The organism is Litorilituus lipolyticus (assembly GCF_006439335.1).
GTDB lineage: Bacteria > Pseudomonadota > Gammaproteobacteria > Enterobacterales > Alteromonadaceae > Colwellia > Colwellia lipolytica.
On the sequence record NZ_SAWY01000003.1, the window covers coordinates 101,528 to 115,786 of the forward strand.

A 14,259-nucleotide genomic window follows, 5' to 3' on the forward strand; every position below is an offset into this window, starting at 1 on the left:
TAATATTTGGGTATTAAACGAATGGAAGTAATAGTGCTTTTAGCCTTTGGCGCTTTATTCTGGTTAGTCTGGCAATTATACAAAGCCAAAAAATTTACTCAGTTCAAACAAAACATAGAACAAGAGCTAAAAGCTAAAGTTATAGACTCTATAAAGCAAGAGTTAGCAGAAACACGCTCAGAAAAATATCCAAATAATGCCTGCCATGAACAGGCGACAATATTTTATTGGACACAATATAAAAGCCGCATATTACATGCGGCTTTAGATAAAGAAATAATCACCAAAGAATGGCTAAAAGAATCAGGTAATATGCGTAACGCACAACACTTATTTCATGTTGAACAACGATTCTTACCTTAAAAAACTAAGCTAAGTGTTTAAGAGACTCTTTTAAACTGTAGATCCCAAACACCATGACCTAAACGATGACCTCTACTTTCAAATTTTGTTAGTGGTCTTGACTCTGGGCGAGGCACGTAGTCATTAGTCTGAGATAAATTTTCATATCCCGGAGAGTTTTGCATATCTTCTAGCATACATTCAGCGTAGTTTTCCCAGTCAGTTGCCATATGAAAAACACCATCAAGCTTTAATTTTTGACGGATAGTTTCAACAAAAGCTAATGACACAATTCTACGCTTGTGGTGTTTCTTTTTATGCCAAGGATCAGGGAAAAACAACTGCACTGTTGATAATACTTTTTCAGGAATACAATCAGCAAGAATTTCAATAGCGTCATGCTCATATACTCGCAAGTTTTTCACTTCTTGCTCAACTGCATATGAAATACAAGCTCCCACACCAGGTTTGTGTACTTCAACACCAATAAAGTTTAACTCTGGTGCTGCTTTTGCCATTTCAACAAGGGATTTTCCCATGCCAAAACCAATTTCAAGCACGACAGGGTTATCATTGCCAAAAACAGATTTAGCATCAATCAGACCATCAGCATGATTCAAGCCCATATCTTGCCAATGATCTGTTAAAGCACGTTCTTGCCCTTTGGTTAAACGGCCTTCACGCTTAACAAAGCTGCGTACTTTTCTAATGTACTTACCTTCTTGCTCTGCTTGCTCAATGGTTTTATGTGTCTTTTCTGTCATGACTATTCGGCCCACCAAACATCATACAATGCACTGACAGAAACCGACTTTACGCCATGTTCAGTTAACCAAGCTTCAACGGCTTTACGGTGTTCATCTGTACACGAGCCTAGCTTTTGAGTACAAATTAGACCATGCCATAACGTGTCACCTTCACCACCAAAACCTAAACCATTAGGCTGAATAACTTCGGCAAAAAACTGATCCATAAAGTTATCAACTTCTTCATCCGTGATATCTTCTTTAAATTTCCACGCAATATCAAAGCCAAGTTCTTTAAATTCATCTACACGTAATTTTTTACGTAAACGACGACTACGATTTTTTGCTTCAAGTTTCATAATTTAGCCTTAACAGTTTTTGTACTTGGTTGCCTTTGAAAAATACAAGGCAAGAATTGGCGCGTATTATATGATCTAGCATAGACAACTGACAAACAGTTTTGCCTATTTGAGGGTCATAACAAATTTGCTACACTGCTCGCCTATGAATGAATCTATTAAAATTTCAAAAAAATCAGCTCAGCAATTTGCTGAAAATATTGTAACTTGGTACCACAAACAAGGAAGAAAGCATTTACCTTGGCAGCAACAAAAGACGCCATATCGCGTGTGGATATCTGAAATAATGCTGCAACAAACGCAAGTGGCGACCGTAATTCCTTATTATGAACGCTTTATGTCAAGTTTCCCTACAATAAATGATCTAGCCAATGCTGATGAAGATACAGTATTACATCATTGGACTGGCCTTGGTTATTATGCACGCGCTCGAAATTTACATAAATCAGCCAAAATAATTGCCACTGAATTTAACGGCAAATTCCCAAGCAATATAGAACAAGTCATCGCCCTCCCAGGAATTGGTCGTTCAACTGCAGGGGCCATTTTAAGCTTGTCATTAAATCAACACCACCCTATTTTAGATGGTAACGTTAAAAGAGTATTAGCACGTAGCTATTTAGTGGAAGGCTACAACGGTCTTAGTAAGTTTGATAAAGCATTGTGGCAGCTAAGCGAAGTGCTCACCCCAGCAACAGAAACCGCAAGCTTTAACCAAGCTATGATGGATATTGGCGCTACAGTATGCACACGCTCCAAACCTCAATGTACTTTATGCCCTGTTGAAAGAAGTTGTCTTGCAAAAGCCAGTGAACAACAATCATTATTTCCCCAAAAGAAGCCGAAAAAGAAAATACCCGAAAAAAGTACCATCATGGTTATTCCGCGTGTCGTCAATGAAACTTCAAATAAAGTGCTAATGCATAAGAGGCCACCTACAGGTATATGGGGAGGTTTATGGTGTTTTTACGAAATTAGCGATAAAAGCGAACTAGATACTCTTTTAGCTTCACTAAATTTAGCAGGCTCTACCCACCAGCAGTTAGATGAGTTTAGACACACGTTTAGCCACTTTCATCTAGATATTACGCCACTGGTTATCGATTGTGTTGAAACAAAATCACAAGAAATAAACGAACCCTCACAGCAAAGATGGTATGATTTATCAACTAATGAAAGTGTCGGGCTTGCTGCTTCAACCGAAAAACTGCTTAAAATGATAAGCCACTTTTAACAAACCAATATTCAGCATTACCGATAGCACCAATTATTGGTAAACTATTTATACATTAACGCTAGAGATTAAACATTATGAGCCGTACCGTATTTTGCCAACACCTAAACAAAGAATTAGAAGGCTTAGCTTTTCAACTTTATCCAGGAGATGTTGGTAAAAGGATCTTTGATAACATTTCAAAAGAAGCATGGACAATGTGGCAAAAAAAACAAACCATGTTAATCAATGAAAAGAAAATGAATATGATGAATCCTGACGATAGAGCATTTTTAGAACAGGCCATGGTCAGTTATTTATTCGAAGGAAAAGAGCCAGAAATTGAAGGTTACATACCTCCAAGCGAATAATTTGCTGCTTTTATGAGTGAAATGCCGCAAAAACAAGCAAACAAAAAATTATTTTAAAAAAAGGGTTGACGGGGAAAAGGAAAAACAGTTTAATACGCCCCGTCTTAACGAGGCGGCTTCAACAGCCTTAGTAAGATGCCCCGATAGCTCAGTTGGTAGAGCAGAGGATTGAAAATCCTCGTGTCCCTGGTTCAATTCCGGGTCGGGGCACCATTTTTAGAGATGGTGCTTATTTACTCTTTAGTAAAAGCATTATTTCGGTGCCAGGATATCTTTTGATATCGCACACAGTTTTGTGTGCCGACTTAGCTCAGTTGGTAGAGCAACTGACTTGTAATCAGTAGGTCGCCAGTTCGATTCCGGCAGTCGGCACCATTCCTTCTTTTGAAGACAAGCAGCCCTAACTTCGGTTAGGGCTTTTTTGTATCTATTGATTGTTCGAATTTAAACACCAAATTCATTAACAGCAATAACCGCCTCTCCCCACAAAAGCATTCCCTACCCTATACATAATTTAATTCTGTCAAATGAAAGAGCTAATAGGCCAAACAAAACAACTAATTCATAATTACTTTATTATTGATAACTAAAAAACTATACTGTACATTTTTACAGTGTGGTTTTTTAGTTATATGAAAGTTATTCCTATATACATTGAAGCAGGTATTTCAGGATTTGAATCACCCGCAGCGGAATACAAGGAGTTGGGTTTATCACTAGATCAATTATTAATACGTCACCCTAATGCAACCTTTATCGGAGAAGCATCTGGTGAATCTATGCAAGGTGTCGGTATTTTTGATGGTGATTTACTGATTGTTGACCGTGCAATATCAGCTAAACACGGTGATGTTATTGTCGCGAATTACAATGGTTGTTTTGTATGTAAGTTAATTGATAAAGCACAAGCACGATTAATGTCAGCATCTAAGCACCATCAGCCTATCACTATTTCAGAGCAAGATGAATTTCAAGTTGAAGGTGTTGTAACTCGTTCGATTCGACTACACCATAAAGCACCAGAGTTAACGACATGTATTGCTTAGTTGATGCCACTTCATTTTACGCTTCTGCTGAAAAAGTATTTGATCCGAGTATTCGCAATAAACCCGTTGTTGTTTTAACAAATAATGACGGCTGTATTTGTGCAGTTTGTCCTATTGCAAAACAATTAGGTATTCCTAAGTTTACACCGTTTTTCCAAGTTAAAAATTTACTCTATAAACATAAGGTAATTATTAGATCATCTAATTATGAGCTATATGCAGATTTATCTGAGCGAATGATGACTGTTATTTCTAGGTATTGTGATAATCAACATATTTACTCGATTGATGAAGCATTTCTGTATTTTAATAGTTTTCATAGAAATAATGAGGATTGGCATCACTACGGACATCAAATAAAACAAGCTATATGGCAAGAAACACGCTTACCTGTGGGTGTTGGTTTTGGACATACAGCAACCTTAGCAAAAGCAGCAAATCATGCCGCTAAAAAACTTGCCGGGTTTGATGGTGTTGCTGTTATTAATAACTCCCACGATGCAATACCTATTTTAAATCAAATGAAAACTAGTGATGTATGGGGTATTGGTAGGCGCATTTCTAAACATCTTAACTTACAAGGTATAACAACCGCTCTACAGTTAGCTGAGCAAAACCCAAAAGAGATAAGAAAAAAATATAGTGTTGTCACAGAACGAACCGTTAGTGAATTAAACGGTATTTCTTGTCTTTCATGGGATGAAGTAAAAGAGCCCAAAAAAGAAATATTTTCTACCCGAAGTTTTGGGCAACGGATTACTGACCACCATACCTTACAGGCAGCACTTTCTAACCATGCCACTATTGTGGCAAGAAAGCTTCGTAAGCAATCATCAAAAACCCATAAACTCATGGTATTTGCTTCGAGCTCGCCGCATGATGATCACTACTATAAACAAGCAATTGTGTACCCGTTTGCAATACCAACCGATAACACTAGTCAATTAGCCAGCGCGGTATCAACAGTATTACCCAATATTTACCAATCAGGTGTTAACTTTTATCGCTGTGGTGTTGGTGCTATTGAGTTAACAAGTAATAAGTTTTATCAAGCTGATTTATTTACACCTGATAATACTAACCCCAAGCTAATGCAGTGCTTAGATAAAATTAACCACCGCTATGGTCAAGGAAGTATTAACGTAGCAAGTGCAGGACAAACAGAAAAATGGAATATGAAACGCCACTTTCTTAGCCCGCAATACACTTCTAATTGGCAACATATACCTAAAATAAGGTGTTAAAACTTTATAATAAAACCTTTAATAAGTGATTTCAGCCTATACACTTTACTTGGTTCTGAATCATCCCCGATTCTTCTTAAAGCATTTTAGTTTTCTAACTAATTATATGGTTTGCTTACAGGGTATCTAAGATGCCCTTTTTTTTAATTCATCCTCTGCCAATTCAACTGCGCTTCTTTTTATTGTTAAATTGTAGTGCGCATGCTCCACAATAAAGCATGTTATGAGTAGTACTTTATTCAAAAAACATAAAATAACTATAAATACAACAACTTAACATTTGGCACATCTGTTGCTCCTTGATAATGGTCTTCATTTACATATAAATACTATGCCAATACAAACACCAATTCGAGGATTACGTTCTTTTTGTGTCGCCGCTAAGTGTCTCAGCTTTAAACATGCCGCTTCACAATTATTTTTAACACCATCAGCAGTAAGTCATCAAATTAAACAACTCGAAACACAGCTAGGATTCACCCTATTTAAAAGAGGTACGCGTTCAATTGAGCTGACAACTGCTGGCAAACAATTTTATCAGTCAGTTCAGCCTTTAATTTATCAATTAGAATCGACCATTAGTGAATTTACTGATAAACAACAAAATAAAACGATTGTTATTCGTTTGCCTGAGTTTTTTGCCAGTGAGTTATTCATTCCTCGCCTTAGTGAGTGGTCGGCTAGCAATCCAGATATAAACTTACAATTAGAAACAATGAAAACAGGTAGTGAACATTCCTATGCTGCAGATTTATCCATTGTACTTGCAAATGGTAAACCCAATGCAAGTATCGTCCATGAGTTGTTTCCCATTCGTTACGTACCCGCGTGTAATAAAACGCTATATAAAAAACTAAAGCATCAAGAATTTAACGCCTTGAAAAGTACTCCGTTGATATTACATAGATCACGACCGTGGTCTTGGCACCAATGGGCAGATAACAACGGCGTTGATGATTTCGATCCTAAGCAGATCATTCAATTTGATAGCATGTTTGGTGTTGCCAGAGCCGCACAACAAGGCATGGGCATCGCACTAATTCCCCTTCCAATGAGCACAACATGGTTTAGTGAACAATTATTGGTCAGACTTTTTGATGAAGAGCTTAACACCAGAGATAGATATTACTTAATTCAACATGAAAATTTGGATAATAATGAAGAATTGACGCGCTTTGCCGACTGGATAAAAAGCATGTTTGCTTCAACGTTTTTATAAATGAATATATTTCATCTCATAGCTTTATTTTAATCGTTTGTCAGCCTTTCTCTTAATTTTTATAGTGCCAATGTATCGTATTGATACGTCACTTATCGGAGCATAATCATGAGATTAACATCTATTTTCACTACAGTAGCCATATCGGCCATTATTTTATCTAACCTTGTTTTAGCAGAAGTACCTAAAAAATTTAAAGTAGCTACCATAAAAAAAGCCGTTGGCTATCAAACAAATTTAATAGCCACATTTAATAACAACATGAGATTGTGTGTAAATCACCTAACATCTGACAAACCTACCGTCTCTTCAAGTGCATGCAGTGCGGCCATAACAGATATAGAATCAATGAATCTAACGAGCGAAAAAGTAAATTACCTAAAATCGCTAAGCTATAGTAATCGTGCAATATCAAAATACCTCGCAGGCGATAACAACGGAGCATTGACAGACTTAACAAGCGCTACGTTGATTGATTCAAATAGCATCACAATAAATAATTTAGCGCTAATTAAAAACATATCGAAAAATACAGAACTCTCACAAGCCCTTAAATCATCTGAGCATTCAGATTAATAATAATTTATAAAGGAGTGAGTATAGTGATTAAAAACATATTAAAACAACTAACATCAGTCATCCATTTAATCATTGAACTTAAACATATATCGTTCAGTCAATGGGATGTGGAGCTAAGTGATCAAACTATGCATAAAAACGATTACCGACAGCAAAAGTAATACAAATAATATCAATCACATACTAAAGGTATCAATATTAATCACTATTAAGGCACCTAGTGCCTTAGTACCTTTTGATACCTAACTTCTACTGAAGACGCTATTCACTATGTTTCAAAACTAAAGGAAGACTATGAATTATATTAATGTTATGGAACGATATCATGAATATAAAGATGCCATACATGAACTAATGGCTTCTATTATTGCAGGAGCTTTTGATAAGAATTTTTTTGATGATGAACACTTACTTGACCACTCTATGAAGTGGCTTAGTACGCACTACCCTTTTGTAGAGTTAATCTTCACTTTAGATCAACATGGTATTCAAAAAAGTCAAAACTACACTAAAACTCAAGTAAAAAAATACTCTACCAGTAAAGGGAAAGGCGCAGACCGCTCATTCAGACCTTACTATATTAAGGCCTCTGAGCATGAGAGCATTGTTGTTACTGAGCCTTATTTATCATCTTCAAGTCATAACCTTTGTATTTCTACGGCCATAAAATACACCGACAAAGCTGGTGTTAACATAGGGATTTTAGTTATAGATATCGATTTAGCTCATGCTATAGAATTTTTAATGGGCGATATTAAAAGAAAGAAATTTCACCCTTTATTTAGTTTTATATATACCTCAATCGTTATCGGCTTATTTTTTATCGTGGCGATTTTACTTTTTTCTGCTGGAAGTGAGATTGTAAGCTTGATGATCTCCCCTTCTTCCGAAGATTTAAAGCTCAAGCCCTTTGGCATTATCATTTTCTTAACATTAGCCTTAGCTATTTTTGATTTAGGCAAAACAACAATTGAAGAAGAAGTACTCATGCAAAAGGATATTTTAAGACATAGCTCAACAAGAAGGACAATTACACGGTTTATTGCCACTATATTAATTGCAGTATCAATAGAAGCACTATTATTAATGTTTAAATCAGTGCTTGGTTCTTCAGAGTATTTAGTTAATGCTGTTGCGATGATGGCAGCCTCTGTTGGCTTATTAATTGGTTTAGGTATTTACGTGTATTTAGGTGCTAAAGCTGAAGTACTATTGAAATATAGGTCAACGAACGAATAGTTCTTAATCTAATATGAAAATAAGCAACGGTATTGATTAAGATACGTACTTGTACAAGATTTCTGTTAGTTCTTCACACTTAAAGGGCTTATTTATAAAATCATAAATACCCAATTCTGCTGCTTGTCGTTTATCTTCGGCTCCTACGCTTGCGCTTAAAATAATAATGGGAATATGCTTTAGTTGCTCATCGTTTTTAATGATTTTAGATGCAGTAAATCCATCCATATAAGGCATCTGTAAATCCATAAGAATGATGTCAGGACAATGGTTCTCTAAATAGGTAAGTGCCTCTTGCCCGTCATTTGCTATATCACAAGTAACCTCTAACGTTGCTAGTTGCTTTTTAACTACAATTTGATTGATTCGATTATCCTCAACAACAAGCACCTTCAAGTTTTTGAAAGCCGCTCGATGAATGGTCGTTATAGAAGTGTTTTCAGGTGTAGTTAACGGCTCAGTTATTGGTAATTGTATATTGAACAAAAACTCAGAGCCTTGCCCGATATTACTCTTAAGCTTAATATCTCCATTCATCAGGACACATAACTGTTTTACAATCGATAAACCTAAACCTGTTCCCCCGTACTTTCGAGTAGTGGAATGTTCCGCTTGTGTAAAAGGATGAAATAATAATTTTTGTACAGCTTTATCAATACCTATACCGTTGTCTTTAACGAGTACCGTTATTATTCTCATCTCATTTTCACAAGCTTTAGTGCTAGCTTTAATCAGCACCTCGCCATTTTTCGTAAACTTAATGGCATTACTTAATAAGTTCAACAATATTTGCTTAAAACGCGTCTCATCTCCTAGTAACCACACAAAGAAATTTGGCGCTAACTCAGTTCGAATCACAATATTCTTTTCTAATGCTTTCTCATTGAGCATTTCGATAACTTGTTGTGTTGCTAATGTTGGATTAAATGCCCTACTTTCGAGAGTAAGTTCTCCCGACTGGATTTTAGAGGTATCAAGTACGTCATTAACTATTTTAAGTAAAATATCTGAAGAGGCTTGAATTTGGGTTAAATACTCGAGTGCTACTGGTTCCTTAACTTCTCGTTGAGCAATTTCAGTAAAGCCTATGATGGCATTTAAAGGTGTTCTATATTCATGACTTATATTGGCTAAAAATAAATTTTTTGCTTTATTAGCTGCAGTAAGTTCAATGTTTTGATCGACAAGTTGCTTTGTTTTATCCGCCACTTTCTTTTTAAGTGAGGTATTATAAGTAACAATAAAAAAGACAAACATGACGCACATCACACCGATAAAGCAGCTAATTCCAATAACAACTAGTCCTTGCCAATGTATTAACCGTCGCTCAAAACCATTTGTGCTAGCAAAGGTTATGGCCGCATTTTTATCAAACAGCGCTAGTGTTACTGTATGCTTGAAAACACTTATTTCGTTGAATGATGGCGATTGATAGGTATTACTTTCTCCATAAGATAATTTAAAATTATAATCTTTATGCTCCGTACTTTGGTGTACATTATATAGAAGCTTATCCAATTCAAATACAACTTCAACGAGACCAACAAGGCGAGAATGAGTCGCCGACACCTCATCAAAAACAGGAGAATAAACAATAACACCGGTAAATTTATCCATTTGCTGAACAAGTGGAACCATAGGGGTTATCACTGACTGCTTCTTCTCAATGGCCTTAAAAACACTAGTTTTAATTAACGGATGAGATGAAACATCAAGGCCTATTGCAGCTCGATTGACTGCTAACGGACTTAAATACATAATCGGCAAATAATAGGGCTTTTGAGCAGCGGGTACTAAGCCCGATGATGTTAATTGTTTTATCCCTTCTTTTGACAGCGATTGCTTCACAAGCGAGTCTTCAAATTGTGCTCTGTTAGCATCATCAATTTTCGGCAACCAGCCCAATGCACGTATTTTAATATCCTCATTCACAATACTTGCGCTAAAGTCAGAGAATTGCATAATAGAAAGATCTTTATTCACCTTAATAACACCCTTTAAACTTTTTAAGTTCGCGCTGAGTATCTCGGTAGCTAAGTAAGTTCGCTCAATAAATGGTTGTGTTGCCGCTTTAAACTGTCGCTCTCTCTCTAATTGCTGAAAGTGACTTAATGAAATATAAATAGCGTATATCGCCGCGATAATTATTAACGTTGTTAAGGCCGCGGTAAGAGGACGTTTACCTTTTTTAACATATGTGTTTGTTGTTAAAAACAAAATAATTGGTGCAATAAACACCATACTAACCACTTCGCCAACCCACTTGGTTGTACTAATAAAAAGTAACACATCAAAATGTAAGTTTACTTGCCATGCTAATACCGCCAAAAAAGCGACTGCTGGTAAGAATGCTGCTATCGGCCCAGTTATCACTAAAAACTTAATGATATCAGTAGGTAGATGTACCCTAACTGGCTGTATATATCGCTCTGCAAGCTTTCTGCTGATATAAAATTTTGCGATATTTAGAAAAGCGAAAATCACTAAAATATACGTTGGCATTGCGGCCATTTTATCATCTAAAAAATAGCAAAGTAACGTTGAGAAGAATGCACCGATTAAAACAGGAAGACCATAAACGAGGTAAAAGCCTAAAGTGACACCAGCTATAGGCCAAATAACACTCGCATAACCAAAAGGCAAGGTGAATACAGAGCCGAGTTGCACTAGCAAAAAATGTATAACAAAGGCTATAAACGCCAACAAAATCCTTTTCAATGCACATACCATTTAATTTCTGATTACTTACATGGTAATCGATAATTGAAGACTCATCCATATTTGAATCCCATTAATCATTTATGAGCCTTACTTTTCACGTTGAAGCAGGAATGTCATCTGCACATCATAATTCTGTCTTAAATCTGTCATCCCTTACTGTTGATATATAAGTTTTATAAAAACAACTCTAGGACATGAAATGAAATTTAAAAGATCTTTAGTAGCACTACTATTAATGAGCACATTATCTGCTTGTACATTTGATGGTGACGATGGCAATAATGGCGTAGCAGGTGCCAATGGAGTAAACGGTTCAGATGGTAACGACGGTTTGAATGCTCCCACATCATTGAGTATAAACTTAGTCGGTCGCAGTGTTTTAAATGCCCAAGCGCCAGAAGGCGCTGCTGAAATTGTTGAATTCCAAAAATCCAAAAACTGGGTTTATGCCATTAATAGTTCGGTATCCCCTGCAGTTATTGAAATTATTGATATTAACAATATGGAAACTAGTGCATTAACGGCTGATGCGGAAGGTGTTATAGGTAATACCAATTTAACACCTTCAATAACCTTAAACTTATCTGAAACAGCAAACTTATCAGGCGATGCCAATAGTATCGCTATTGATGATAATAATGAACTTTTAGCTGTTGCAGTATCTTCTAGTACAGCTGGTGTTAATGGACACATTGCCTTTTTTGATATAGCTGGTGCAACGCCAAGTTTTATTAAGAACGTCGTTGTGGGAGATTTACCTGATAATGTTGTTTTTACACATGATGGAACCAAAGCAATAGTTGCAAATGAAGGTGAGCCAAGTAAAGATTACGTAATAGATCCTGAAGGAACTATATCAATCATCAACATTAACGATTCAATACCTGAAGACACAGCAACAAACCTTAGCTTTACTTCATTCAATAACGAGCAAGCTGAATTAGAAAGCCAAGGTGCGAAATTTTCAAACCCGTCAGGCCACACAATAAAAGGTAGTGTTCGTCAATATTCTGTAGCACAAGATTTAGAACCTGAGTACATAGCAATATCAAAAGACAATAACTTCGCTTATGTTTCTCTTCAAGAAAACAATGCCCTGGCTATTGTAAATTTGAATGATAACAGCCTTACGGTTAAAGGATTAGGTTTTAAAGATTGGAGTAATTATAAAATTGATGTTTCTGATAAAGATGGCGGAATAAACTTCAAAAATTACCAAAACTTATACGGTATGTATCAGCCCGACACAATTGCCAGCTACCAATGGCAAAACTCTAATTTCATTGTTTCAGCCAATGAAGGTGATGGTCGAGAGTATGTGGTTTATGAGCGAGAAGCCCTTGAAGATGAAGGTAAATTACAATGTGAAACTGACTTCCCCAATGGTATTTATGAATGGGACGACGGTGAAGAAATATGCATTTCTTATACCGATGAAGCTCGTGTAAAAGACTTAGAAGATTTTGGTACAATTAGTGCCGAACTAGAATCTTATGTAAGTGAAAATGGCGGAAAGAATGGCCTAGGCAGATTACTTGTTACTAATGCTCTTGGCAAAGATGACAATAATGAATACACAAAGCTTTATGCCTATGGCGCTCGTTCTTTTACAATATGGGACTCAAATGGACTCGTTGTTTTTGACTCAGGCGATGAGATTGCTCGCATAACCGCATCTATTCACGGTCAAGCATTTAACAATGACGAAGATGAAAATGAAGGCGATACTCGCTCTGATGCCAAAGGCGCAGAGCCTGAAGCATTAACAATTGGTCAAGTTGGCTCACAGACTTATGCTTTTATTGGGCTTGAGCGTATGGGAGGAATATTAGCTTACAATATCACAAACCCATATAACGTTAAATTTGTTGAATACTTTTATAATCGCGGCTTAGTTGAAGGTGCTGATATAACAGGGGATCTAGCTCCAGAAGGTATGAAGTTCATTAAGGCAGAAGACAGCCCAACTAATGAAGCCTTATTAGTCATTGGTAATGAAATATCTGGCTCTGTTGCTGTTTGGCAAATTTCTGAAGAATAAATCAAAGCAAATAACTCATAACGTGCTTGAAAGAGCACGTTATTTTAAATGAGTTTTAGAGCCGCTATTGTTAATTAGCTTTCGATAGTGGTTTCTTTGAGTTTCCCATGAGAAGTGACTAACACAAGGTGCTAATTTAAGGTTTCTTTGCTCTTTTTGTTTAGCAATCGTGATAATCATCGTCGTCAGGTTAGCTAGTTCATTCTCGTTATCATCATAACAATATTCAGGTGCAAATAGCTCAGGATATGCCAATCTATTAGGCACTACGGGTAAACAACCTGCAGCAACGGCTTCAAGGACAGAGATCCCCTGAAAATCATGCAAGGCTGTGGACAAAACAATATCACTTGCTTGCAGTAGTTGCTGATACTGCACTTTATCTTCAATGTATCCCCACACACCAATATGTTCAAACAGCTGTGCTTTAATTCGAGTAAAAACTTCAGGTACTTGACGAAAACATTCCCCAACGACATGAAGAGTAAAATCAACACCTTGTTGCTTCAAATACAGCATAGCATCGAGTAATAGTTTCGGTCCTTTATCAAACTCCCATCGATGATTCCAAATAATTTGTAATTTTCCACTCGTTACTTTGTTTTGTAAAAATGAACTTGGGAGAAGTGGTACAGGAATTACCTGAGATCTGTCTGTTAATATGTCAATAATATTCTTCGGTACCTGATCAGGTAACTTTTTTAATAATTGCTGACAACCTTGCAGAAATGTTCTCTTGTTATACTCAGTATTAAAAACCACAGTATCGCCCGCAAGTGCAGTATATAAACTTAAAATCTGAGGTTCTACTGAATTAAATTCTTTGCCTGATTTAGGGTAAGCAAATTGGTTCTCATGAAAATAAACAATGGCAGGAATATTAACTAATGCAGGTACAAAGCCTTTTAATGAAGAAAGATCAGTCATAGAGGTGGCAATAATTAAATCATAGCCTTGCTCTAAAACAGGCCGTTGTGAATAAGCCCAAGTTAAACTATTACCACGAATACGCCATGAAAAAAATCGTGCAGGTAACGTTAATGCAGTGAAGTCATGCTCAGGAAACTGGCTCACCAGAGACTGCCGCCAGTATTGATGGCTTGCTGCATCATAAGCTGACAGTAGCAATATTCTCACTG

13 protein-coding genes and 2 tRNA genes are annotated in these 14,259 nt (G+C 36.5%); 11 read left to right on the plus strand and 4 right to left on the minus strand.

The window, feature by feature from the left end; translation table 11 throughout:
• Nucleotides 1-21: 21 nt before the first annotated feature.
• Nucleotides 22-363, plus strand: a complete 342-nt coding sequence (locus EPA86_RS01895; RefSeq protein WP_140601323.1) for a hypothetical protein — start codon at nt 22-24, stop codon at nt 361-363.
• 17 nt (nt 364-380) lie between these two features.
• Here EPA86_RS01895 and trmB read toward each other — a convergent pair whose 3' ends face one another.
• Together trmB and EPA86_RS01905 are read right to left on the minus strand one after the other, a co-directional pair.
• Nucleotides 381-1,106, minus strand: a complete 726-nt coding sequence (gene trmB, locus EPA86_RS01900; RefSeq protein WP_140601324.1) for a tRNA (guanosine(46)-N7)-methyltransferase TrmB — start codon at nt 1,104-1,106, stop codon at nt 381-383.
• A gap of 2 nt (nt 1,107-1,108) precedes the next feature.
• Nucleotides 1,109-1,447, minus strand: a complete 339-nt coding sequence (locus EPA86_RS01905; protein WP_140601326.1) for a 50S ribosome-binding protein YggL — start codon at nt 1,445-1,447, stop codon at nt 1,109-1,111.
• A 145-nt stretch (nt 1,448-1,592) separates the two neighbouring features.
• On the opposite strand from EPA86_RS01905, the gene mutY reads away from it, so the two are divergent.
• From mutY to EPA86_RS01950, 9 genes are all read left to right on the plus strand, one after another.
• Nucleotides 1,593-2,681, plus strand: coding sequence for an A/G-specific adenine glycosylase (gene mutY, locus EPA86_RS01910; RefSeq protein ID WP_140601328.1), 1,089 nt, complete (start codon nt 1,593-1,595; stop codon nt 2,679-2,681).
• Between the two features lie 77 nt (nt 2,682-2,758).
• Nucleotides 2,759-3,031, plus strand: coding sequence for an oxidative damage protection protein (locus EPA86_RS01915; RefSeq protein WP_140601330.1), 273 nt, complete (start codon nt 2,759-2,761; stop codon nt 3,029-3,031).
• Between the two features lie 137 nt (nt 3,032-3,168).
• Nucleotides 3,169-3,244, plus strand: a tRNA-Phe gene (locus EPA86_RS01920).
• 86 nt (nt 3,245-3,330) lie between these two features.
• Nucleotides 3,331-3,406: transfer RNA gene (locus tag EPA86_RS01925), tRNA-Thr, on the plus strand.
• Nucleotides 3,407-3,663: 257 nt separating this feature from the next.
• Nucleotides 3,664-4,077 carry a LexA family protein gene (locus EPA86_RS01930; protein WP_140601332.1) on the plus strand — a complete coding sequence of 138 codons (414 nt, stop codon included), beginning with the start codon at nt 3,664-3,666 and terminating at the stop codon, nt 4,075-4,077.
• Nucleotides 4,065-5,321 carry a Y-family DNA polymerase gene (locus EPA86_RS01935; protein ID WP_140601334.1) on the plus strand — a complete coding sequence of 419 codons (1,257 nt, stop codon included), beginning with the start codon at nt 4,065-4,067 and terminating at the stop codon, nt 5,319-5,321. Before EPA86_RS01930 ends, EPA86_RS01935 begins: the two co-directional genes overlap by 13 nt.
• Nucleotides 5,322-5,658: 337 nt before the next feature.
• The gene (locus tag EPA86_RS01940) at nt 5,659-6,540 is read left to right on the plus strand and encodes a LysR family transcriptional regulator (protein WP_140601533.1); all 882 of its coding nucleotides are present in this window, start codon (nt 5,659-5,661) and stop codon (nt 6,538-6,540) included.
• A gap of 108 nt (nt 6,541-6,648) precedes the next feature.
• Nucleotides 6,649-7,116 carry a hypothetical protein gene (locus tag EPA86_RS01945; RefSeq protein ID WP_140601336.1) on the plus strand — a complete coding sequence of 156 codons (468 nt, stop codon included), beginning with the start codon at nt 6,649-6,651 and terminating at the stop codon, nt 7,114-7,116.
• Between the two features lie 297 nt (nt 7,117-7,413).
• Nucleotides 7,414-8,358 (plus strand): PDC sensor domain-containing protein, encoded by a 945-nt coding sequence (locus EPA86_RS01950; RefSeq protein ID WP_140601338.1) that lies wholly within the window; start codon nt 7,414-7,416, stop codon nt 8,356-8,358.
• Nucleotides 8,359-8,394: 36 nt separating this feature from the next.
• Here the strand turns inward: EPA86_RS01950 and EPA86_RS01955 are convergent, their stop codons facing one another.
• On the minus strand, nt 8,395-11,061 hold the full coding sequence (locus EPA86_RS01955; protein WP_170309538.1) for a CHASE domain-containing protein: 2,667 nt from the start codon (nt 11,059-11,061) through the stop codon (nt 8,395-8,397).
• 217 nt (nt 11,062-11,278) lie between these two features.
• Between EPA86_RS01955 and EPA86_RS01965 the strand changes: the two genes are divergently transcribed.
• Nucleotides 11,279-13,120, plus strand: a complete 1,842-nt coding sequence (locus tag EPA86_RS01965) for a choice-of-anchor I family protein (RefSeq protein ID WP_211664888.1) — start codon at nt 11,279-11,281, stop codon at nt 13,118-13,120.
• A gap of 39 nt (nt 13,121-13,159) precedes the next feature.
• On the opposite strand, the gene EPA86_RS01970 is transcribed toward EPA86_RS01965, so the two are convergent.
• The gene (locus EPA86_RS01970) at nt 13,160-14,257 is read right to left on the minus strand and encodes a tRNA-queuosine alpha-mannosyltransferase domain-containing protein (RefSeq protein WP_140601346.1); all 1,098 of its coding nucleotides are present in this window, start codon (nt 14,255-14,257) and stop codon (nt 13,160-13,162) included.
• Between the last annotated feature and the right edge of the window lie 2 nt (nt 14,258-14,259).

Coding starts and splice junctions, on each gene's coding strand:
- EPA86_RS01895 (WP_140601323.1), top strand. CDS start 22: ATGGAAGTAATAGTGCTTTTAGCCTTTGGCGCTTTATTCTGGTTAGTC.
- trmB (WP_140601324.1), bottom strand. CDS start 1,106: ATGACAGAAAAGACACATAAAACCATTGAGCAAGCAGAGCAAGAAGGT.
- EPA86_RS01905 (WP_140601326.1), bottom strand. CDS start 1,447: ATGAAACTTGAAGCAAAAAATCGTAGTCGTCGTTTACGTAAAAAATTA.
- mutY (WP_140601328.1), top strand. CDS start 1,593: ATGAATGAATCTATTAAAATTTCAAAAAAATCAGCTCAGCAATTTGCT.
- EPA86_RS01915 (WP_140601330.1), top strand. CDS start 2,759: ATGAGCCGTACCGTATTTTGCCAACACCTAAACAAAGAATTAGAAGGC.
- EPA86_RS01930 (WP_140601332.1), top strand. CDS start 3,664: ATGAAAGTTATTCCTATATACATTGAAGCAGGTATTTCAGGATTTGAA.
- EPA86_RS01935 (WP_140601334.1), top strand. CDS start 4,065: ATGTATTGCTTAGTTGATGCCACTTCATTTTACGCTTCTGCTGAAAAA.
- EPA86_RS01945 (WP_140601336.1), top strand. CDS start 6,649: ATGAGATTAACATCTATTTTCACTACAGTAGCCATATCGGCCATTATT.
- EPA86_RS01950 (WP_140601338.1), top strand. CDS start 7,414: ATGAATTATATTAATGTTATGGAACGATATCATGAATATAAAGATGCC.
- EPA86_RS01965 (WP_211664888.1), top strand. CDS start 11,279: ATGAAATTTAAAAGATCTTTAGTAGCACTACTATTAATGAGCACATTA.